At 74.4% G+C, this 14,724-nt stretch carries 15 protein-coding genes; 5 read left to right on the top strand and 10 right to left on the bottom strand.

Annotated elements, in window-relative coordinates:
* Positions 1-22 precede the first annotated feature (22 nt).
* From ACL02O_RS11455 to ACL02O_RS11445, 3 genes are all read right to left on the bottom strand, one after another.
* Positions 23-1,063, bottom strand: coding sequence for an NAD(P)-dependent alcohol dehydrogenase (locus ACL02O_RS11455; RefSeq protein ID WP_412817992.1), 1,041 nt, complete (start codon positions 1,061-1,063; stop codon positions 23-25).
* A gap of 158 nt (positions 1,064-1,221) precedes the next feature.
* A complete protein-coding gene (locus tag ACL02O_RS11450; RefSeq protein WP_412817991.1) occupies positions 1,222-2,241 on the bottom strand; it encodes a tetratricopeptide repeat protein in 1,020 nt (339 codons plus the stop codon).
* A gap of 71 nt (positions 2,242-2,312) precedes the next feature.
* Complete coding sequence (locus ACL02O_RS11445) at positions 2,313-3,668, bottom strand: BTAD domain-containing putative transcriptional regulator (protein ID WP_412817990.1); 1,356 nt, start codon at positions 3,666-3,668, stop codon at positions 2,313-2,315.
* Positions 3,669-3,857: 189 nt separating this feature from the next.
* Between ACL02O_RS11445 and ACL02O_RS11440 the strand changes: the two genes are divergently transcribed.
* Positions 3,858-4,385: a hypothetical protein gene (locus tag ACL02O_RS11440; protein WP_412817989.1), complete on the top strand. Its 528-nt coding sequence runs from the start codon at positions 3,858-3,860 to the stop codon at positions 4,383-4,385.
* A 72-nt stretch (positions 4,386-4,457) separates the two neighbouring features.
* Here the strand turns inward: ACL02O_RS11440 and ispF are convergent, their stop codons facing one another.
* The 3 genes from ispF to ACL02O_RS11425 are packed head-to-tail and all read right to left on the bottom strand — an operon-like array spanning position 4,458 to position 6,192.
* On the bottom strand, positions 4,458-4,940 hold the full coding sequence (gene ispF, locus ACL02O_RS11435; protein WP_412817988.1) for a 2-C-methyl-D-erythritol 2,4-cyclodiphosphate synthase: 483 nt from the start codon (positions 4,938-4,940) through the stop codon (positions 4,458-4,460).
* 16 nt (positions 4,941-4,956) lie between these two features.
* A complete protein-coding gene (ispD, locus tag ACL02O_RS11430) occupies positions 4,957-5,652 on the bottom strand; it encodes a 2-C-methyl-D-erythritol 4-phosphate cytidylyltransferase (protein WP_412817987.1) in 696 nt (231 codons plus the stop codon).
* Between the two features lie 54 nt (positions 5,653-5,706).
* Positions 5,707-6,192, bottom strand: coding sequence for a CarD family transcriptional regulator (locus ACL02O_RS11425; protein WP_012015454.1), 486 nt, complete (start codon positions 6,190-6,192; stop codon positions 5,707-5,709).
* A gap of 328 nt (positions 6,193-6,520) precedes the next feature.
* On the opposite strand from ACL02O_RS11425, the gene ACL02O_RS11420 reads away from it, so the two are divergent.
* Complete coding sequence (locus ACL02O_RS11420; RefSeq protein ID WP_412817986.1) at positions 6,521-7,243, top strand: hypothetical protein; 723 nt, start codon at positions 6,521-6,523, stop codon at positions 7,241-7,243.
* Between the two features lie 8 nt (positions 7,244-7,251).
* Here ACL02O_RS11420 and ACL02O_RS11415 read toward each other — a convergent pair whose 3' ends face one another.
* The 4 genes from ACL02O_RS11415 to ACL02O_RS11400 form a co-directional block, all read right to left on the bottom strand.
* Positions 7,252-7,836, bottom strand: a complete 585-nt coding sequence (locus tag ACL02O_RS11415; protein WP_412817985.1) for a hypothetical protein — start codon at positions 7,834-7,836, stop codon at positions 7,252-7,254.
* Between the two features lie 40 nt (positions 7,837-7,876).
* The gene (locus ACL02O_RS11410) at positions 7,877-8,926 is read right to left on the bottom strand and encodes a type III polyketide synthase (protein ID WP_412817984.1); all 1,050 of its coding nucleotides are present in this window, start codon (positions 8,924-8,926) and stop codon (positions 7,877-7,879) included.
* Positions 8,927-9,134: 208 nt separating this feature from the next.
* Positions 9,135-10,301, bottom strand: coding sequence for an acyl-CoA dehydrogenase family protein (locus ACL02O_RS11405; RefSeq protein WP_412817983.1), 1,167 nt, complete (start codon positions 10,299-10,301; stop codon positions 9,135-9,137).
* Between the two features lie 42 nt (positions 10,302-10,343).
* Positions 10,344-11,138, bottom strand: a complete 795-nt coding sequence (locus tag ACL02O_RS11400; protein WP_412817982.1) for a methyltransferase domain-containing protein — start codon at positions 11,136-11,138, stop codon at positions 10,344-10,346.
* Between the two features lie 45 nt (positions 11,139-11,183).
* Here ACL02O_RS11400 and ACL02O_RS11395 point away from each other — a divergent pair, with 45 nt between their 5' ends.
* The 3 genes from ACL02O_RS11395 to radA all read left to right on the top strand — a co-directional run bounded on the left by ACL02O_RS11395 (position 11,184) and on the right by radA (position 14,489).
* Entirely contained in the window at positions 11,184-12,023 is an 840-nt protein-coding gene (locus tag ACL02O_RS11395; protein ID WP_412817981.1) for a UbiA family prenyltransferase, read from the top strand.
* Positions 12,024-12,163: 140 nt separating this feature from the next.
* Positions 12,164-12,931: a copper chaperone PCu(A)C gene (locus ACL02O_RS11390; protein ID WP_412817980.1), complete on the top strand. Its 768-nt coding sequence runs from the start codon at positions 12,164-12,166 to the stop codon at positions 12,929-12,931.
* A 106-nt stretch (positions 12,932-13,037) separates the two neighbouring features.
* The gene (gene radA, locus ACL02O_RS11385) at positions 13,038-14,489 is read left to right on the top strand and encodes a DNA repair protein RadA (RefSeq protein WP_412817979.1); all 1,452 of its coding nucleotides are present in this window, start codon (positions 13,038-13,040) and stop codon (positions 14,487-14,489) included.
* Positions 14,490-14,724 lie beyond the last annotated feature (235 nt).

Here is a 14,724-nt window from a genome sequence, read left to right as displayed (position 1 = left end):
GACGCGGCCCCTTCCCGTCGGCTCAGAACGTCGAGGCGTCGATGACGAAGCGGTAGCGCACGTCCGAGGCGAGCACCCGCTCGTACGCCTCGTTGATCTTCTCGGCGGGGATGACCTCGATCTCGGCGCCCAGCCCGTGCTCGGCGCAGAAGTCGAGCATCTCCTGCGTCTCGGCGATGCCACCGATCATCGAGCCGGCGAACGACCGCCGGGCCGGGATCAGCGAGAAGGCGTGCACGGACAGCGGGTCCTCCGGCGCGCCCACGTTGACCAGCGTGCCGTCCACGGCCAGCAGCCGCAGGTACGCGTCGAGGTCGATCTTCGCGCTGACCGTGTTGATGATCAGGTCGAACGAGCCGGCCAGCTTGGTGAAGGTCTCCGCGTCGGAGGTGGCGTGGTATTGGTCCGCGCCGAGCCGCAGCCCGTCCTCCTGCTTCTTCAGCGACTGCGACAGGACGGTCACCTCGGCCCCCATCGCATGGGCCAGCTTGACCGCCATGTGGCCGAGACCGCCCATGCCGACGACGGCCACCCTGGTGCCCGGGCCCGCCTTCCAGTGCCGCAGCGGCGAGTAGGTGGTGATGCCCGCGCAGAGCAGCGGCGTGGCGGCGTCCAGCTCGATGCCGTCCGGAATGCGCAGCACGAAGTCCTCGGTCACCACGATGGCCTGCGCGTAGCCGCCCTGGGTGGGCTTGCCGTCCCGGCCGACCCCGCCGTAGGTCTGGACGTTGCCGTTACGGCAGTACTGCTCCAGACCCTTGCGGCAGTTGTCGCACTCCCGGCAGGAGTCGACCATGCAGCCGACCCCGACCCGGTCGCCGACGGCGAACTTCGTCACCGCCGACCCGACCTCCCGCACCACGCCGGCGATCTCGTGACCGACCACGATCGGGTAGGTGGTGGGACCCCACTCGCTGCGCGCGGTGTGGATGTCGGAGTGGCAGATGCCCGAGAACTTGATGTCGATGAGCACGTCGTGCGGATCGAGGTCACGTCGCTCGATGGTCGTCGGGGCGAGTGGTTCGGTCGCGGACGTCGCCGCGTAGGCGTTGACGGTGAGCACGATTCTCCGCTTCCTGCAGACGTCGATGGGGCCGGTTCGCCAGCCGCCGCCGACGGGCGGCCGCACCGGCCGGGGAAAGCCTTCGCTCCCACCACTGCTACCCCACAGCCGGCCCCACCAACACGTAGCCAGGGTCACCCCGCCGAGCGGGAATAACCTCAGCGGCGGGCGAGCACCGCGAACTCGGCGAGCATCGCCACCGTGATCGAAGCCACCAGCGGCCACGGCCCGCCGACCAGCGCGTAGAGGACCAGCAGCACCGGGGCGGCGGCCACCGCGTACACCGCCAGGGCCAGGCCGCGATCGGCGCGGAGCAGCCCGGGCAGAATCGTGCCGAGCAGCCCCGGCATCCGGGCCGCGTACCGCCAGACCAGCAGTGACCCGCCGAGCGCCGCCACCACCGCGACGGCCCGGGACAGGGCCGGCGCGGCCGGCGCCAGGAAGGCGACCAGCACCGCGGCGACCAGCGACCAGCCGGCACCGTAGATGACCAGCCGCCGGATCCCGTCGGAGATGGTCCGGCCCGCGTCGCTGCGCGCCGGATCCATCGCCGCCGCCTCGGTCAGGTGGTCCAGGGCCTCCGAGTAGCGCCGCTGCTCCAGCCGGATCACGCCCATGTCGTGCCGCGCCTCGGCCAGCTGCGGGTTCAGCCGCAGCGCCTCCCGGTAGGCCCGCTCGGCCAGGTCGTACAGCTCCAGCCGGGCGGAGACCAGGCCGAGCACCAGGTGCGCCTGCGGGTCCTCCGGCGCCAGCTCGACACCCCGCCAGGCCGCGTTGAGCGCCTGCTGCCCGTTGCGCGAGCCGGACAGGATCGCGGCGGCGCTGCGCTGGGCGTACGCGTCGGTCGGCCCGAGCGCCAGGATCTCGTCCGCGGTGCTCGCGGCGGCCTTCCACCGCTGCAGGTCCGACAGGGCGAACCCGCGCGCCACCAGCGGCGCCACGGCGGTCGGCGCGGCCGCCACGGCCGCCTCCGCGGCGGCGAGCGCTTCGACGGACCGGTCCGCGGCGAGGTGCATCCTGGCCAGCATGGTCAACGCCTCGGGATTGTTCGGGTCGGTGGCGATCAGCGCGGTGAGTTCCCCGACGGCCTCGTCGTACCGGCCCAGCTCGGCGAGGAGTTGGGCGCGCTGGAGGTAGCCGTCGGCGGCGGACTGGTCGGAGGCGGCGTCACTCGGCATCCCGGCGAGCGTAACCGCCCGTGCCCCGCCCCGCCGACCAGCACCGACCCGGTCGGCCCGCCGGCGCGCGGTCAGGCGCTGCGGCAGGGGACGCCGGCCTCCCGGCTGCCGCAGGTGCCGAGGCTGCACCAGCGGCGCAGGCCGGTCTCGTCGAGAAAGAGCCAGCCGCACCGCTCGCCGGGGCAGGTCCGGACGGTGAGCCGGCGCGGGTCGGCGAGCAGTTGCGCGGCGCTCCACGCGGCGGCGTGCAGGGGCAGCCTGAGCCCGGCGCTGAGGTCCGGCCACCAGCGGCCCCGGCCGTCGACCTCCCGGCGGAACACCAGCGTCCGCGCGGCGGCCTCCGCGTACCGGGCGACCGTGTCGAACGCCGGCCGGTTCTCCGGGTCGACCAGGCAGGCGTACAACGCGGCGCGGAGGGCACGGGTCTCGGCGAGCACGGCCTCGGCCCCGGCGGGATCGTGCCGGGCGAGGTGGAGCAGGCGGCTGATCGAGACCTCGTCGGTCAGTCCGACGTGGCCGCTCCACACGGCCAGGGTCCGGTAGCCGCGCAGCCACTCGCTGCCGGGCAGCGTGGGCTCGTGCCCCCAGCCGGCGAACGTGTTGCAGAAGTCGAGGGCCGGATGGCCGCCCACGCTCCACGGCAGACTCTCGTCCCGGACGCGCACCTCGTACATCGGCCGGCCGACCCGCTCGAGCCGGTCGTCACCGTCGAGGACCCGGCGGTGCACCTCGTGGAGCCGCGAACCCGGCTCGACACCGAGATCCGCGACGAGGCGCTCGCGGGTGGTGCGGTACAGCCGCAGGGCGTCGGCCCGTCGGGAGCCCTGGTACAGCGCGGTCATCAGGGTGGCGACGAGCTGCTCCCGGGTCGGGTGTCGGGCCACCAGCGGGGTCAGTTCGCCGATCGCCCGGTCGGGCCGGCCCAGCGCGAGATGGGCCCCCGCGCGCAACTCCACCCCGACCAGCCGCAGCTCCTCGATCGGCGCCTGCAACCGTTCCCGCAGCTCGTCGGAGGCGGTGTCGGCGAGCAGCGGCCCCCGCCAGAGGGCCAGCCCGCGGTCGAGCAACCGGACCCGCGCGGCCGGATCGGCGACGTCGCCGGCCCGCCGGACGAGCCCCGCGAACTCCGCCACGTCGACCCGGTGCCCGTCCGCCTCGACCAGGTAGCCGTCACCGCGGGTGCTGATCCGCACCCCGTACGGCTTCAGCGAGGACCGGAGCCGACCGACGTACGTGTGCACCGCGCCCCGCGCCGAGACGGGTGGCGCATCGTGCCACAGCAGGTCGATCAGACGGTCGGTGCTGACCAGCCGGCCGGGGTCGAGCAGCAGCACGCCCAGGAGGCAGCGCTCCTGACGCCGGCTGCCGACCTCGACAGGCCGACCGTCGTGCCGGGCCTCGAACGGTCCGAGCAGATGGAAGTCCATACCAACCAGGACCGTCTGGACCTCGATGCAGGTTGTCCCGCCCGGTGAGCCGATGGTGCGGGCGGGACCGATCGGCGGGGCCGCACGGCGCGGTCCGGGTGGATCGGACCGGGCCGCGCGGTGAGCGGACGGTGAGCGGGGCCGGTGACGCTGGTGCCGCCCGACGACGCGAGCAGAGATGGAGTGATCATGCGATTGATGAGGAAGCTGGGCGTGGCGCTGGCGGCGGCCGCCCTCGTCGCGGCAGTGCCGGCCCCGGCGTCCGCCGCGAGCGACGACATCGCCCCGGGCGCCTGGGAACCCGCCCCGCAGGGCGGGTTCGAGCTGCCCGCCGGCGCCCGCTGCGACTTCGCCGTGCAGGTGGAGCCGACCGTGGACGAGGTGCGGAAGCTGACGCTGTCCACGTACCCGGACGGCTCGCCGCGCCGGGAGATCTATGCGGGCGATCTGATCGACCGGGTGACCAACCTGGAGACCGGGGCCACCTCGACCGCCGACGCGAGTGGCACCGCGATGATCGACTACGGCACCGACGGCTCGATGACCTGGTACGTGACCGGACCGGTCCTGATCGGCTTCCGGGAGAACGGCGGCAACCTGCCGAAGGGGCTGTGGATCATCGACGGGCAGTTCGTCCTGCAGTTCAGCGCGACCGGGCAGAGGACCCTGACCATGCTGCACGGCACCACGCACAACGTCTGCACCGACGTGGACTGACCCGGCCCACCGACGGGGCCCGCCGGGCCCCCGGGGCGCCCGTTCGCGGAGCCCCGGGGCCCGGCAGGCAGGTCAGTCGGCCGGGGCCTCGTAGACCAGGGCCACCGCGATGCCGGTCAGCCCTTCCCCGCGCCCGGTGAAGCCGAGGCCGTCGGTGGTCGCGGCGGAGACCGTGACCGGGGCGCCCACCGCCGCGGAGAGCACCCGCTGCGCCTCCTCCCGGCGCGGACCGATCTTGGGCCGGTTGCCGATCACCTGGACCGACACGTTGCCGATCCGGAAGCCGGCCGCCCGGACCCGCCGGGCGCTCTCGGTGAGCAGCGCGACCCCGGAGGCGCCGGCCCACTCCGGCTGGTCCACGCCGAAGTTCGCGCCCAGGTCACCCAGGCCGGCCGCGGAAAGCAGGGCGTTGCAGGCGGCGTGCGCCGCCACGTCGGCGTCCGAGTGCCCGGCCAGGCCGTCCTGATCCGGCCAGTGCAGGCCGGCCACCCAGCAGGGCCGCCCGGCCTCGAAGGCGTGCACGTCCGTGCCGATGGCCACCCGAGGAACGATCATGAGCCGAGGGTACGCGTCAGGCCCCGGTCGCCAGCAGGTGCTCGGCGAGGGTCAGGTCGAACGGTCGGGTGATCTTCAGGGCGAGCTCCGAGCCGGGCACGCAGACCACCGGCACGCCCTGCTTCTCGACCAGACCGGCGTCGTCGGTGAGCGGATCACCGGCAGCGTGGTGCGCGGCGGCTAGCACCGACCGGCGGAAGCCCTGGGGGGTCTGCACCGCGCGGAGGGCGGCGCGATCCACCGTGCCGAGGACCCGCTCGCCGGTGTCGACCTCCTTGATGGTGTCGACCACCGGAAGGACCGGGATCACCGCGCCGTGGCCGGAGCGGACCGCCCCGGCAACCGATTCGATCAACTCGGGCGGGGTGAGGGCGCGGGCGGCGTCGTGCACCAGGACGATCTCCGGTCCGGGCGGGACGGCGGCGAGCGCGGCGGCCACCGAGGCCTGCCGCTCCGCGCCGCCGGGCACCACGGTGACCGGGGCCACCGGGGCGAGCAGTTCCCGGACCGACTCGGCATCGGCTGCCGGGGCGGCCACCACGATCACGCGCACCGAGGGCGCCGCCGCGATCCGGCGTACCGCGTGCACCAGCAGCGGCTCGCCGGCCAGCGGTCGGAGCGCCTTCGGCGCGCCGGGACCGAGGCGTACCCCGGCCCCGGCCGCAGGAACAAGGACCGCGACGTCACCGCGCGGATTGAGCTGCGCGGTCACGTCGCGGTCCTCGGATTTCTTTGCTACGGGGTGGGTACGACGATGCTGTGGGAATCAGGCCTCGGTCAGGACCTTGTCGAGCAGCGTCTCCGCCTCGTCCTTGGTGCTCTTCTCGGCCAGCGCGACCTCGCCGACGAGAATGTCGCGGGCCTTGGCGAGCATGCGCTTCTCGCCCGCGGACAGACCCCGCTCCCGCTCCCGCCGCCACAGGTCACGGACGACCTCGGCAACCTTCAGCGGGTTACCGGAGGCCAGCTTCTCCAGATTCGCCTTGTAACGCCGCGACCAGTTGGTCGGCTCCTCGGTGTGCGGAGCACGGAGCACGTCGAAGACCTTGCCCAGGCCCTCTTCGCCGACCACCTCACGCACACCCACGATCTCGGCGTTCTCAGCGGGCACCCGGACCGTCAGGTCACCCTGCGCGACCCTCAGGACGAGGTACTGCTTTTCCTCACCCTTGATGACCCGAGTCTCGATTGCCTCGATGAGTGCGGCCCCGTGGTGGGGGTAAACAACGGTCTCGCCGACACTGAAAACCATAGGTTCGAAACCCCTTTCGCTGTGTCTAGGGTAACACGCTCAGGCACCGATGTCTCACCGCTGTCCTGACCGTTGGCGCAGCTCAGGGGCCCTGTGAGAGGTATTTCTTCAGCTTGACAGGCGGTCAAACCGATGGTTTCGGCACGCTCCGTGACCACCGGATGACAACCCGGCACGACCGGCAGGAGCGTCGATATCTAGGGCGATGCGCTCCTTCCATGGTAGCTCTGGAACACGAGGTGCGCCCAGGTGTGGCGGTACGCGGACCGGTGCGGGACGCTTGGGGTGGACGTGACGTCCGCTCACCGAGACGGTTCCTGGGGGTCCGATGGGCATGGCTGACGCTGAAGGCCACGGGCCACCGGACGGGCTGCCCGGCCTGCCCCCGGAGTGGGGTCGGGTGGTCGTTCCCGACGACGCCTCCGCACTCGCCCACGAGGCCCGCCAGGTTCGCCGCGAGCTGCGCCGCCGCGACCGGCGTGCCGGCTGGCGTCGCCGCCTCGGGCTCACCCCCCGCCCGGACGGGCGCCCCCCGCTCGGCCTGCCGGTGCTGGTCCTGCTGGTCTCGGTCCTGATCACGCTGGCCGGGCTGGCCGCGGTCACCTGGCCCCGGTCGACGCGCACCGGGGGCAGCACCACCGTCGTCCCCTACCCGACAGCCACCCCCGCCGTGATCGGGCCGCTGCCCGCGCTGGACCTGGTCGACACCGGCAACACCCCGGTGTCCCTGCGGAGCCTGCTGCCCGCGATGATCGTCCTGGTCGACGCGTGCGCCTGCCGGGAGCGGGTCACCGAGGCGGCCACCGCCGCGCCGGCCGGCGTCACGGTGGTCACAGTCACCGAGAGCCGGACGGCCGAGCCCTCCACCGTCACGGGGGTACGCGCCCTCGCCGACCCGGCCGGTGGCCTGCGCTCCTATCTGCACCTCGCCCCGCACCCCGGCACCGCCACCGCGCTACTGGTGGACCGGGAGGGCGTCCTGGTCCGGGTGGTACCCGAACTGGGGCCGGTCGAGGCGTACCGGGACGACCTGGTTCACCTGGCCGCCTGATCCTCCGGTCAGGGCAGCGCGGAAAGCCGGGCGTCCAGGTCCAGCTCGCCCTCCACCGCGGCGAACCGCACCAGCAGCGGGCGGCCCGACGCCTCCACCGCCACCGTCTCCGAACTCTGCGCGCACCGGACGTTGTGCGGCGACGGGTCGTACCGCGCCCCGGAGAACTCGACGACGACCGTGCCGGGGCCGGTGCACCGGATGCTCAGCAGGTACTGCGTCGCACCGGACGACCTGCTCAGCCGGGCCAGCGGCCGGTCGCCGGGCACCAGATGGGACCGCTCGTGCCACTCCTCGCTCACCACGCCGCCCAGGACCGGCGCCTCGCCCGGCTCCTGGTGGATGACCGGCGGCTCGCCCGGCTCCTGATGGACGACCAGCGGCTGACCCGGCTCCACGAGTGGCTGGCCCGTCACCGGGTCGACGAGCCGCACGCCGGGCTGCAGGAACGCTGCCCCGGACGGAGAAGGCGAGGGACCGCCGGTCGGGCCGAGCACGGGCGCCGCGTCCCGCCACCACCACGCCCCGACGGCCAACGCCGCCACGGTCACCCCGACCAGCAGCGCGGTACGTACCCGGTCGTCCGGACCCATGTGGAGAGCGTAGCCGCGCCGGGCGACCGGCACCGCCCCGTCAGCCCGCGTGCTCCAGCAGCGCCGCGTACAGGGTGAGACCCGGCCCGAAGGCCAGCATCACGATCCGCTCCGGCGGACGCTCGGCCCGGCGCAGCCGGTCGAGGACCAGCAGCACCGTCGGGGACGAGCAGTTGCCGTGCTCGTCCAGGGTGGCCCGGGAGGCCGCGAGCGCCTCCGGCGGCAGGGCCAGCTCGCGTTCCACCACGTTGAGGATGCGCGGGCCACCCGGGTGCACCGCCCAGCCGTCCACCTCGGCGACCGTCCACCCGTGGCGGGCCAGCAGATCGTCGACCAGCGCCCGGACGTGGCGCGAGAGCACCTGCGGCACCTTCGGCGACAGCCCCATCCGGAAGCCGGTGTCGGTGACGTCCCAGGTCATGTGGTCGGCGGTCGAGGTGTCGGTGACCGAGATGACCTCCCGCAGCGCGTACCCCGGGCCGCCGGGGACGAGCACGGCGGCGACCGCGGCGTCCGAGAAGAGCGCGTGCGAGACGATCTGCTGGGTGTCCACCCGGGCCCCGGCCGGCTGGATGTGCAGGCTGGTCAGCTCGGCGCAGAGCAGCAACGCCGGGCGGCCCCGGGCGGTGACGAAGTCACTCGCCGCGCCCAACCCGGGCAGCGCCGCGTAACAGCCCATGTGTCCAACGAACATGCGCTGGGTGTCCGCGGCCATGCCCAGGTCCCGGGCGAGCAGGATGTCCAACCCCGGAGTGGCGTACCCGGTGCAGGAGCAGACGACGAAGAGGCCGATGTCACCCGCGTCCAGGCCGGCGGCGGTCAGCGCCCGGCCCACCGCCTCCTTGCCGAGCGGCAACGCCTCGACCTGGTAGCGCCGCATCCGGCGCTCCGTCGGCCACTCGGAGACGTCCTCCAGCAGCGGGTTCACCGCCGCCTGACGCCGGGAGACCCCGGAGTTGGCGAAGATGCGCTCGGCCAGCGCCCGGGTGGTCCCGGAGAAGTGCTTCGCGAAGAAGCCCGTCCAGAGTTCGTCCTGCGCGGCGGCCGGCGGCAGCGCCGCACCCAGGCCCGCGATCACCGGCACACCCATGTCCCCCACTCCTCCGGTCCCGTTCCCCAGCTTCACCAACGATCGCCTTCCGGTCGCGACTGCGGGGCTCGCAACCCCGACTCACTCCTCACGCTCACCACGCCCCCCGTTCGTGACTGCGGGGCTCGCAACCCCGGCTCACTCCTCGCGCTCACCACGCCCCCCGTTCGCGACTGCGGGGCTCGCAACCCCGGCTCACTCCTCGCGCTCACCAACGAGGGGTTGCGGTGTCGCGGTCCGGGTCGCCGCCCAACACCGCGACCCCCAGCCAGTCGGCGCAGACGTCGGACGTGGCCGGGTGGAGCGAACCGCACCGGGCGTCCCGGTAGAGCCGTTCCAGCGGGTGGCCCCGGCGGGTGGCCGAGGTGCCGGCCGCCTCCAGCATGGAGGCCGCCACCTCGGCGGCCGTGGTGCCGGCGAGCAGCTTCGCCCGCCACACCCAGCGGTTGGTGTCCGCGTCGCCGGGGGCCTCGTCGACCCGGCGGGCCGCCTCGGCCACCACCAGCTCGGCCGCCGCGACCGCCGCATCCGCCCGCCCCAGCCGGGCCCGCACGGCCGGGAGCCCGCCGAGGTCCCGGGCGTTCAGGTGCTCGGCGGCGGCGGCGACGGCCGCCCGGGCCACCCCGACGTAGACGGCGGCGTAACTGGCCACCAGCCAGTGCGGCATGAGCTGGGCGACCACCAGGGCCAGCCCTTCCACCCCGCCGAGCAGCCGGTCGGCCGGCACCGTGACATCCAGGTGCAGGTCGTGCGAGGAGGTGGCGCGCATGCCGAGCGAGTCCCAGGTGGGCTCCACGGTGATCCCCTCCCCGGCCGGGACGAGGAACTGCGAGACCAACGACGGGTCGCTGGTGCTGCGGGCCGCCACGAGATAGCCGTCCGGGTGCCCGGCTCCGGAGCAGAAGGTCTTCGCACCCTTGATGTGCCAGCCGCCGTCGATCGGCTCGTACACCGTGTTGAGCCGGGACAGTCGGGCGCCGGCGCCGCGTTCGCTCATCGCCACCGCGTACCAGGCCCCCTCGGCCGCCGCGCGGAGCAGCCGGTCCCGGGCGGCCAGCGCCTCATCCGGCACGCCGAGGGCCTCAGCCAGCTCCTCGGTGACCGCGCCGAGCGCCCCGGTGACCGAGGCGTGCATGTTGAAGACCAGAGCGGTGGCACCGTTGCCTCGGGCCAGCTCGGCGGCGACAGCGGCGTACTGGGCGAAGGTGGCCCCCGCCCCGCCCAGCTCCCGGGGCACCATCAGCCCGAAGAGCCCGGCGTCCCGGAGGTCGGCGAAGTCGTCGACCGGGAAGGAGCCGTCCCGGTCGTGGGCCGCCGCGCGGGCGGCCAGTCGCGGCGCCAACCGGCGGGCCGCCTCCAGCGCGTGCACAGTCATCGAACCCCCTTCTCGGCAACCCCTTACCCGGGGCGCTCCCGGCTACCCGCTCCGGACCCCGTGCCCCTGGTAGAGCACGGCGGTGGACCAGGTCGGCACGATCCGCGGCTCTCCGCCGCCCGTCCCGGTCGGACGGCCGGCGCCCGCCGCCGGGAAGGCCGGCACTGCGCCCCCGCGCAGCCGGCGCAGCAGCCAGGCCAGCGTCGCGCCGAACGCCGGGCGGATCCCCCGCAGCCGCAGCTCCACGCCGTGCCGGGCGCACTCGGCGACCAGCGCGCGGGCGTCCACGAACAACCGTGGATCGTGGATGCCCCGGGGCACGGTGGGCAGCCGCTCGCCGATCTCCACCGCGATCAGGCGGGCCAGCAGGGTGTCGTTCAGCGTGTCCAGCACCAGCAGGCCGCCGGGCCGCAGCAGCCGGCACGCCTCGGCGATCGCCCGCCGCCAGTCCGGTACGTGCTCCAGCAGCTCACCGGCGGAAACCACGTCCGCGCACCGGTCCGCGAGCGGAACCGCGACGGCGTCGGCGTTGAGCGGGGTCACGCCCTGCCCGGCGGCCTGGTCGAGGGCGGACCGGGTCACGTCGACGCCGACGTGCCGGTAGCCCTTGTCGGCCAGGTGCGGGGCGAGCAGTCCGGCGCCGCAGCCCAGGTCGACCAGCACCGCATCCCTTCTGGACGCCGGGGGAACCAGTGCGGCTCGGGCCCGGGCCAGCCAGTGCAGCATCGCGAACACGCCGTCCGGTTTCCACCACTCGTCGACCAGGTCGTCGTACTGCCGGGGATCGTTGGGCGGCAGCACCCGGGCCGGGGTGGACACCAGGGCCGCATCGCGCATGCACCGAGCGTGGCACGACTCCCGGGTAACGACCAGACTTCTCTTATGTCGTCGTCGATGTTAGGGCTGCTCAAGGCGAGCCATCCGGAACCAGCCGCCGCGGTCACCGTGGTGGCCGGGCTGCTGGCGGCCGGGGTGGGGCACCGCCCGGCCGGCGTCGCCGCCGTCGTGGGTACCGTGCTGGCCAGCCAGCTCGCGGTCGGCTGGAGCAACGACCTGATCGACGCCGACCGGGACGCCATCGTGGGACGTACCGACAAGCCGGCGGCCACCGGGCAGGTCGGGCGGCGGACCCTGGGCGCAGGGGTCGGCATCGCGGTGGTGGCCACCGTCCTGATCGCGCTGACCGCGACGCGTCCGGCAGCGTGGTGCGCCCTCCTCGGCCTGCTCTCGGCGCTGCTCTACAACTGGCCGCTGAAGTCGACGCCGGTCTCGGTACTGCCCTACGCGGTCTCCTTCGGCACGCTGCCGGCCTTCGTCGTGCTGGCCCTGCCCGGCGCACCCGCCCCGCCGGCCTGGCTCGTGATCGCCGCCGCCTGCCTCGGCGCCGGGGCGCACTTCGCCAACGTCCTGCCCGACCTGGCCGACGACGCCCGCACCGGGGTGCGCGGGCTGCCCCACCGCCTCGGCCCGACGGGCAGCCGGGTGGCCGCCGCCGGGCTGCTGCTCACGGCCACCGTCACCCTGGTCGTCGGGCCGCCCGGGCCGCCGTCCCGGGCGGGCCTGGCGGCGGTCGCCGCCGCCGTCCTGGTGCCGGCCGCCGGTTGGTACGCGGGCCGCGCCGCGACCCGCGCCGGCGCCCGGCCGGTCGCCGCCTTCCGGGCAGTCATGCTGGTGGCGCTGATCGATGTGGCGCTGCTGGTGGCGAACGGTCGAGTCGTGTGACGGGTCACCGGGAAGGTGGCATTACCGGGTCGGCGTGCGGGCCTCGATCAGCCCCAACTACCCTGGAGCGCGGTCTGCGCGGGTATGGCCACCCTGCAACCGGCGTGCGGCCGGCGGGGATCGTGACGAGGAGGACCGACGTGACGCGCTCGATCAGGGGTTCCCGGCGGGGGGCCGCCCTGCTGCTGGCCGGTACGGCGGCTGCGGCGAGCCTGCTGCTGTCCGGGTGTGGCGCCGGCCAGGTGGCCGAGACCGCCGCCAAGGCCCCGTCGGTGCAGGGCGCCAACGTCCAGACCCCCGACAACATCTTCAAGGTACGCGGCCTGTACGTGCAGTACCCGGGCGGCGAGGGCTACCAGGCCGGCGGCAACGCCGCGCTCAACGTCGTGCTCTACAACGACAGTGAGTCGCCGGTCACGGTGACCGTCACCACCGGCAGCGCGCGGGAGATCCTGCTCACCGGCGCGGCCCGGAGCGGCGGACCGTCGGCCGCCCCGACCGGCTCGCCCACCGAGCCGGCCACCGCGTCGCCGACCGCGAGCGACCCGAGCGCCTCGCCGAGCCAGTCCCTCGGCACCTCCGAGTCGCCCTCGGCCAGCCCGTCGGCCTCGCCGAGCGAGTCGGCGTCGGCCCCGGCCGGCCAGCCGGCCCGGATCGAGATCCCGGCCAACGGCTACGTCCAGCTGAACAGCGACAACGGACAGTTCCTCCAGCTCATCGGCCTGAACGACAGGCTGCTCCCCGGCCAGCAGGTCAACCTGACCTTCGACTTCGGCAACGGCAAGGTCGTCAAGGCGTCCGCTCCGGTCGGCGTCCCGCTGACCCCGGCCCCGGCCGCGTCGCAGATCGTCCACCCCCGCGAGGAGGCGGGCGCCGAGGGCGGTACCGAGGGTGGCAGCCACGGCTGATCCGCCGACCCCGCTTCGACGACACCGCCGGTCTGGCCAGCGCCACGCCGGCGGTGTCGCCGTTTCCGGGTGGGCTTTCGTCGTACCGTCCGGTTAGCGTCCTGGGGTGAGCACCTCCCGATCGACCTCCTCCCGCGCCTCCGCCGCCACCGGCCGGAGCCGGGCCGCCCGTGAGCCGCGCCCGGCCTACGAGTGCGACGCCTGCGGCCACCAGCCGCCCAAGTGGGTCGGGCGTTGCCCGGAATGCGGCGAGTGGGGCTCCGTGGTCGAGTGCACCCTGACCGGCCCGACGGTCTCCGGTCGAGTGGTCAGCTCGCGGATGCCCGCCGAGCCGGCCCGCCCGATCGCCACCATCAGCGCCGCACCGGCCCGGGCCCGGGCCACCGGCGTCAGCGAGCTCGACCGGGTGCTCGGCGGCGGCCTGGTCCCCGGCGCGGTGGTGCTGCTCGCCGGCGAGCCGGGCGTCGGCAAGTCCACGCTGCTGCTCGACGTGGCCCAGCAGTGGGCGGCCAACGCGGGCAGCCCCTCGCTGGTGGTCAGCGGTGAGGAGTCGGTCAGCCAGGTGCGGCTGCGCGCCGAGCGGATGGGCACCCTGCACGACCAGCTCTACCTCGCCGCCGAGAGCGACCTGTCGGCGGTCCTCGGCCACCTCGACGCGGTGAAGCCGGGGCTGCTGGTGCTCGACTCGGTGCAGACCATCTCCACCACCGGCACCGAGGGCGTGCCGGGCGGGGTCACCCAGGTTCGGGCGGTCACCGCGGCCCTGGTGACGGTCGCCAAGGAACGCGGCATCGCCACCGTGCTCGTCGGGCACGTGACCAAGGACGGCCAGGTCGCCGGCCCCCGGGTGCTGGAGCACCTGGTCGACGTGGTGCTGCACTTCGAGGGCGACAAGCACTCCTCGCTGCGGATGGTCCGTGGCGTGAAGAACCGGTTCGGCGCGGCCGACGAGGTCGGCTGCTTCGAGATGCACGAGGGGGGCATCAGCAGCCTGGCCGACCCGTCCGGGCTGTTCCTGACCCGCTACTCGGAGCCGGTGCCGGGCACCTGCGTGACGGTGGCCATGGAGGGGCGGCGGGCCCTGGTCACGGAGGTACAGGCGCTGATCGGGGCCACGGTCGCCGGCTCGCCACGGCGTACGGTCTCCGGGCTGGACGGGGCGCGGCTGGCCATGGTGCTGGCGGTGCTCCAGCGGCGCACCGAGCGGCTGACCCTGCACGACCGGGAAGTCTTCGCCGCCACCGTGGGCGGTATCCGGGTGGTGGAGCCGGCCGCTGACCTGGCCGTCGCGCTCGCGGTCGCCTCGGGCGGGCTCAATCTGGCCCTCAACCCGCACCTGGTGGCGATCGGCGAGGTCGGCCTCACCGGCGAGGTGCGCCGGGTCGGCGCGGTCCCCCGGCGGCTGGCCGAGGCGGCCCGGCTCGGCTTCCGGCTGGCCCTGGTGCCGCCGGGCTGCGGCCCGGGCAGCAGCGGAGTGGCTCCGGAGAACATGCGGGTGATCGAGGTCACCGACGTGCGCGGGGCCCTCCAGGCCGCCGCCCGCGCGTCCGCGGAGTGACCTCCCTTGACGCGAGGACGCGCGTTCCGGGGCCGCCCGGTGAGGCGGAGCGCACGGGAGCCGGGCCTGCGAGCCCCGCAGCCGCAAACAGCGGCTGCACCGTGAGCGACCAGCGGACCGGCTGGGCGGTTTCGGACAGCGGGCGCGTCGGGTCGACGACCGGCGGAGCCGGAGATCGTGACACATCACAGTAACCACGAGAGCACCCACCGCACGGCAGTCCGTAGACTGTGCC

This window comes from Micromonospora mangrovicola (genome assembly GCF_047200535.1).
GTDB lineage: Bacteria > Actinomycetota > Actinomycetes > Mycobacteriales > Micromonosporaceae > Micromonospora.
Note: the sequence above shows the minus strand (reverse complement) of the source record. Positions and strands in the feature narration are given on the sequence as shown.

Excerpts from the sequence above, each read along its gene's own strand:
- ACL02O_RS11450 (WP_412817991.1), bottom strand. The coding sequence starts at position 2,241 with ATGCCGAGTGACGCCGCCTCCGACCAGTCCGCCGCCGACGGCTACCTC.
- ACL02O_RS11445 (WP_412817990.1), bottom strand. The coding sequence starts at position 3,668 with ATGGACTTCCATCTGCTCGGACCGTTCGAGGCCCGGCACGACGGTCGG.
- ACL02O_RS11440 (WP_412817989.1), top strand. The coding sequence starts at position 3,858 with ATGCGATTGATGAGGAAGCTGGGCGTGGCGCTGGCGGCGGCCGCCCTC.
- ispF (WP_412817988.1), bottom strand. The coding sequence starts at position 4,940 with ATGATCGTTCCTCGGGTGGCCATCGGCACGGACGTGCACGCCTTCGAG.
- ACL02O_RS11425 (WP_012015454.1), bottom strand. The coding sequence starts at position 6,192 with ATGGTTTTCAGTGTCGGCGAGACCGTTGTTTACCCCCACCACGGGGCC.
- ACL02O_RS11420 (WP_412817986.1), top strand. The coding sequence starts at position 6,521 with ATGGGCATGGCTGACGCTGAAGGCCACGGGCCACCGGACGGGCTGCCC.
- ACL02O_RS11415 (WP_412817985.1), bottom strand. The coding sequence starts at position 7,836 with ATGGGTCCGGACGACCGGGTACGTACCGCGCTGCTGGTCGGGGTGACC.
- ACL02O_RS11410 (WP_412817984.1), bottom strand. The coding sequence starts at position 8,926 with ATGGGTGTGCCGGTGATCGCGGGCCTGGGTGCGGCGCTGCCGCCGGCC.
- ACL02O_RS11405 (WP_412817983.1), bottom strand. The coding sequence starts at position 10,301 with ATGACTGTGCACGCGCTGGAGGCGGCCCGCCGGTTGGCGCCGCGACTG.
- ACL02O_RS11400 (WP_412817982.1), bottom strand. The coding sequence starts at position 11,138 with ATGCGCGATGCGGCCCTGGTGTCCACCCCGGCCCGGGTGCTGCCGCCC.
- ACL02O_RS11395 (WP_412817981.1), top strand. The coding sequence starts at position 11,184 with ATGTCGTCGTCGATGTTAGGGCTGCTCAAGGCGAGCCATCCGGAACCA.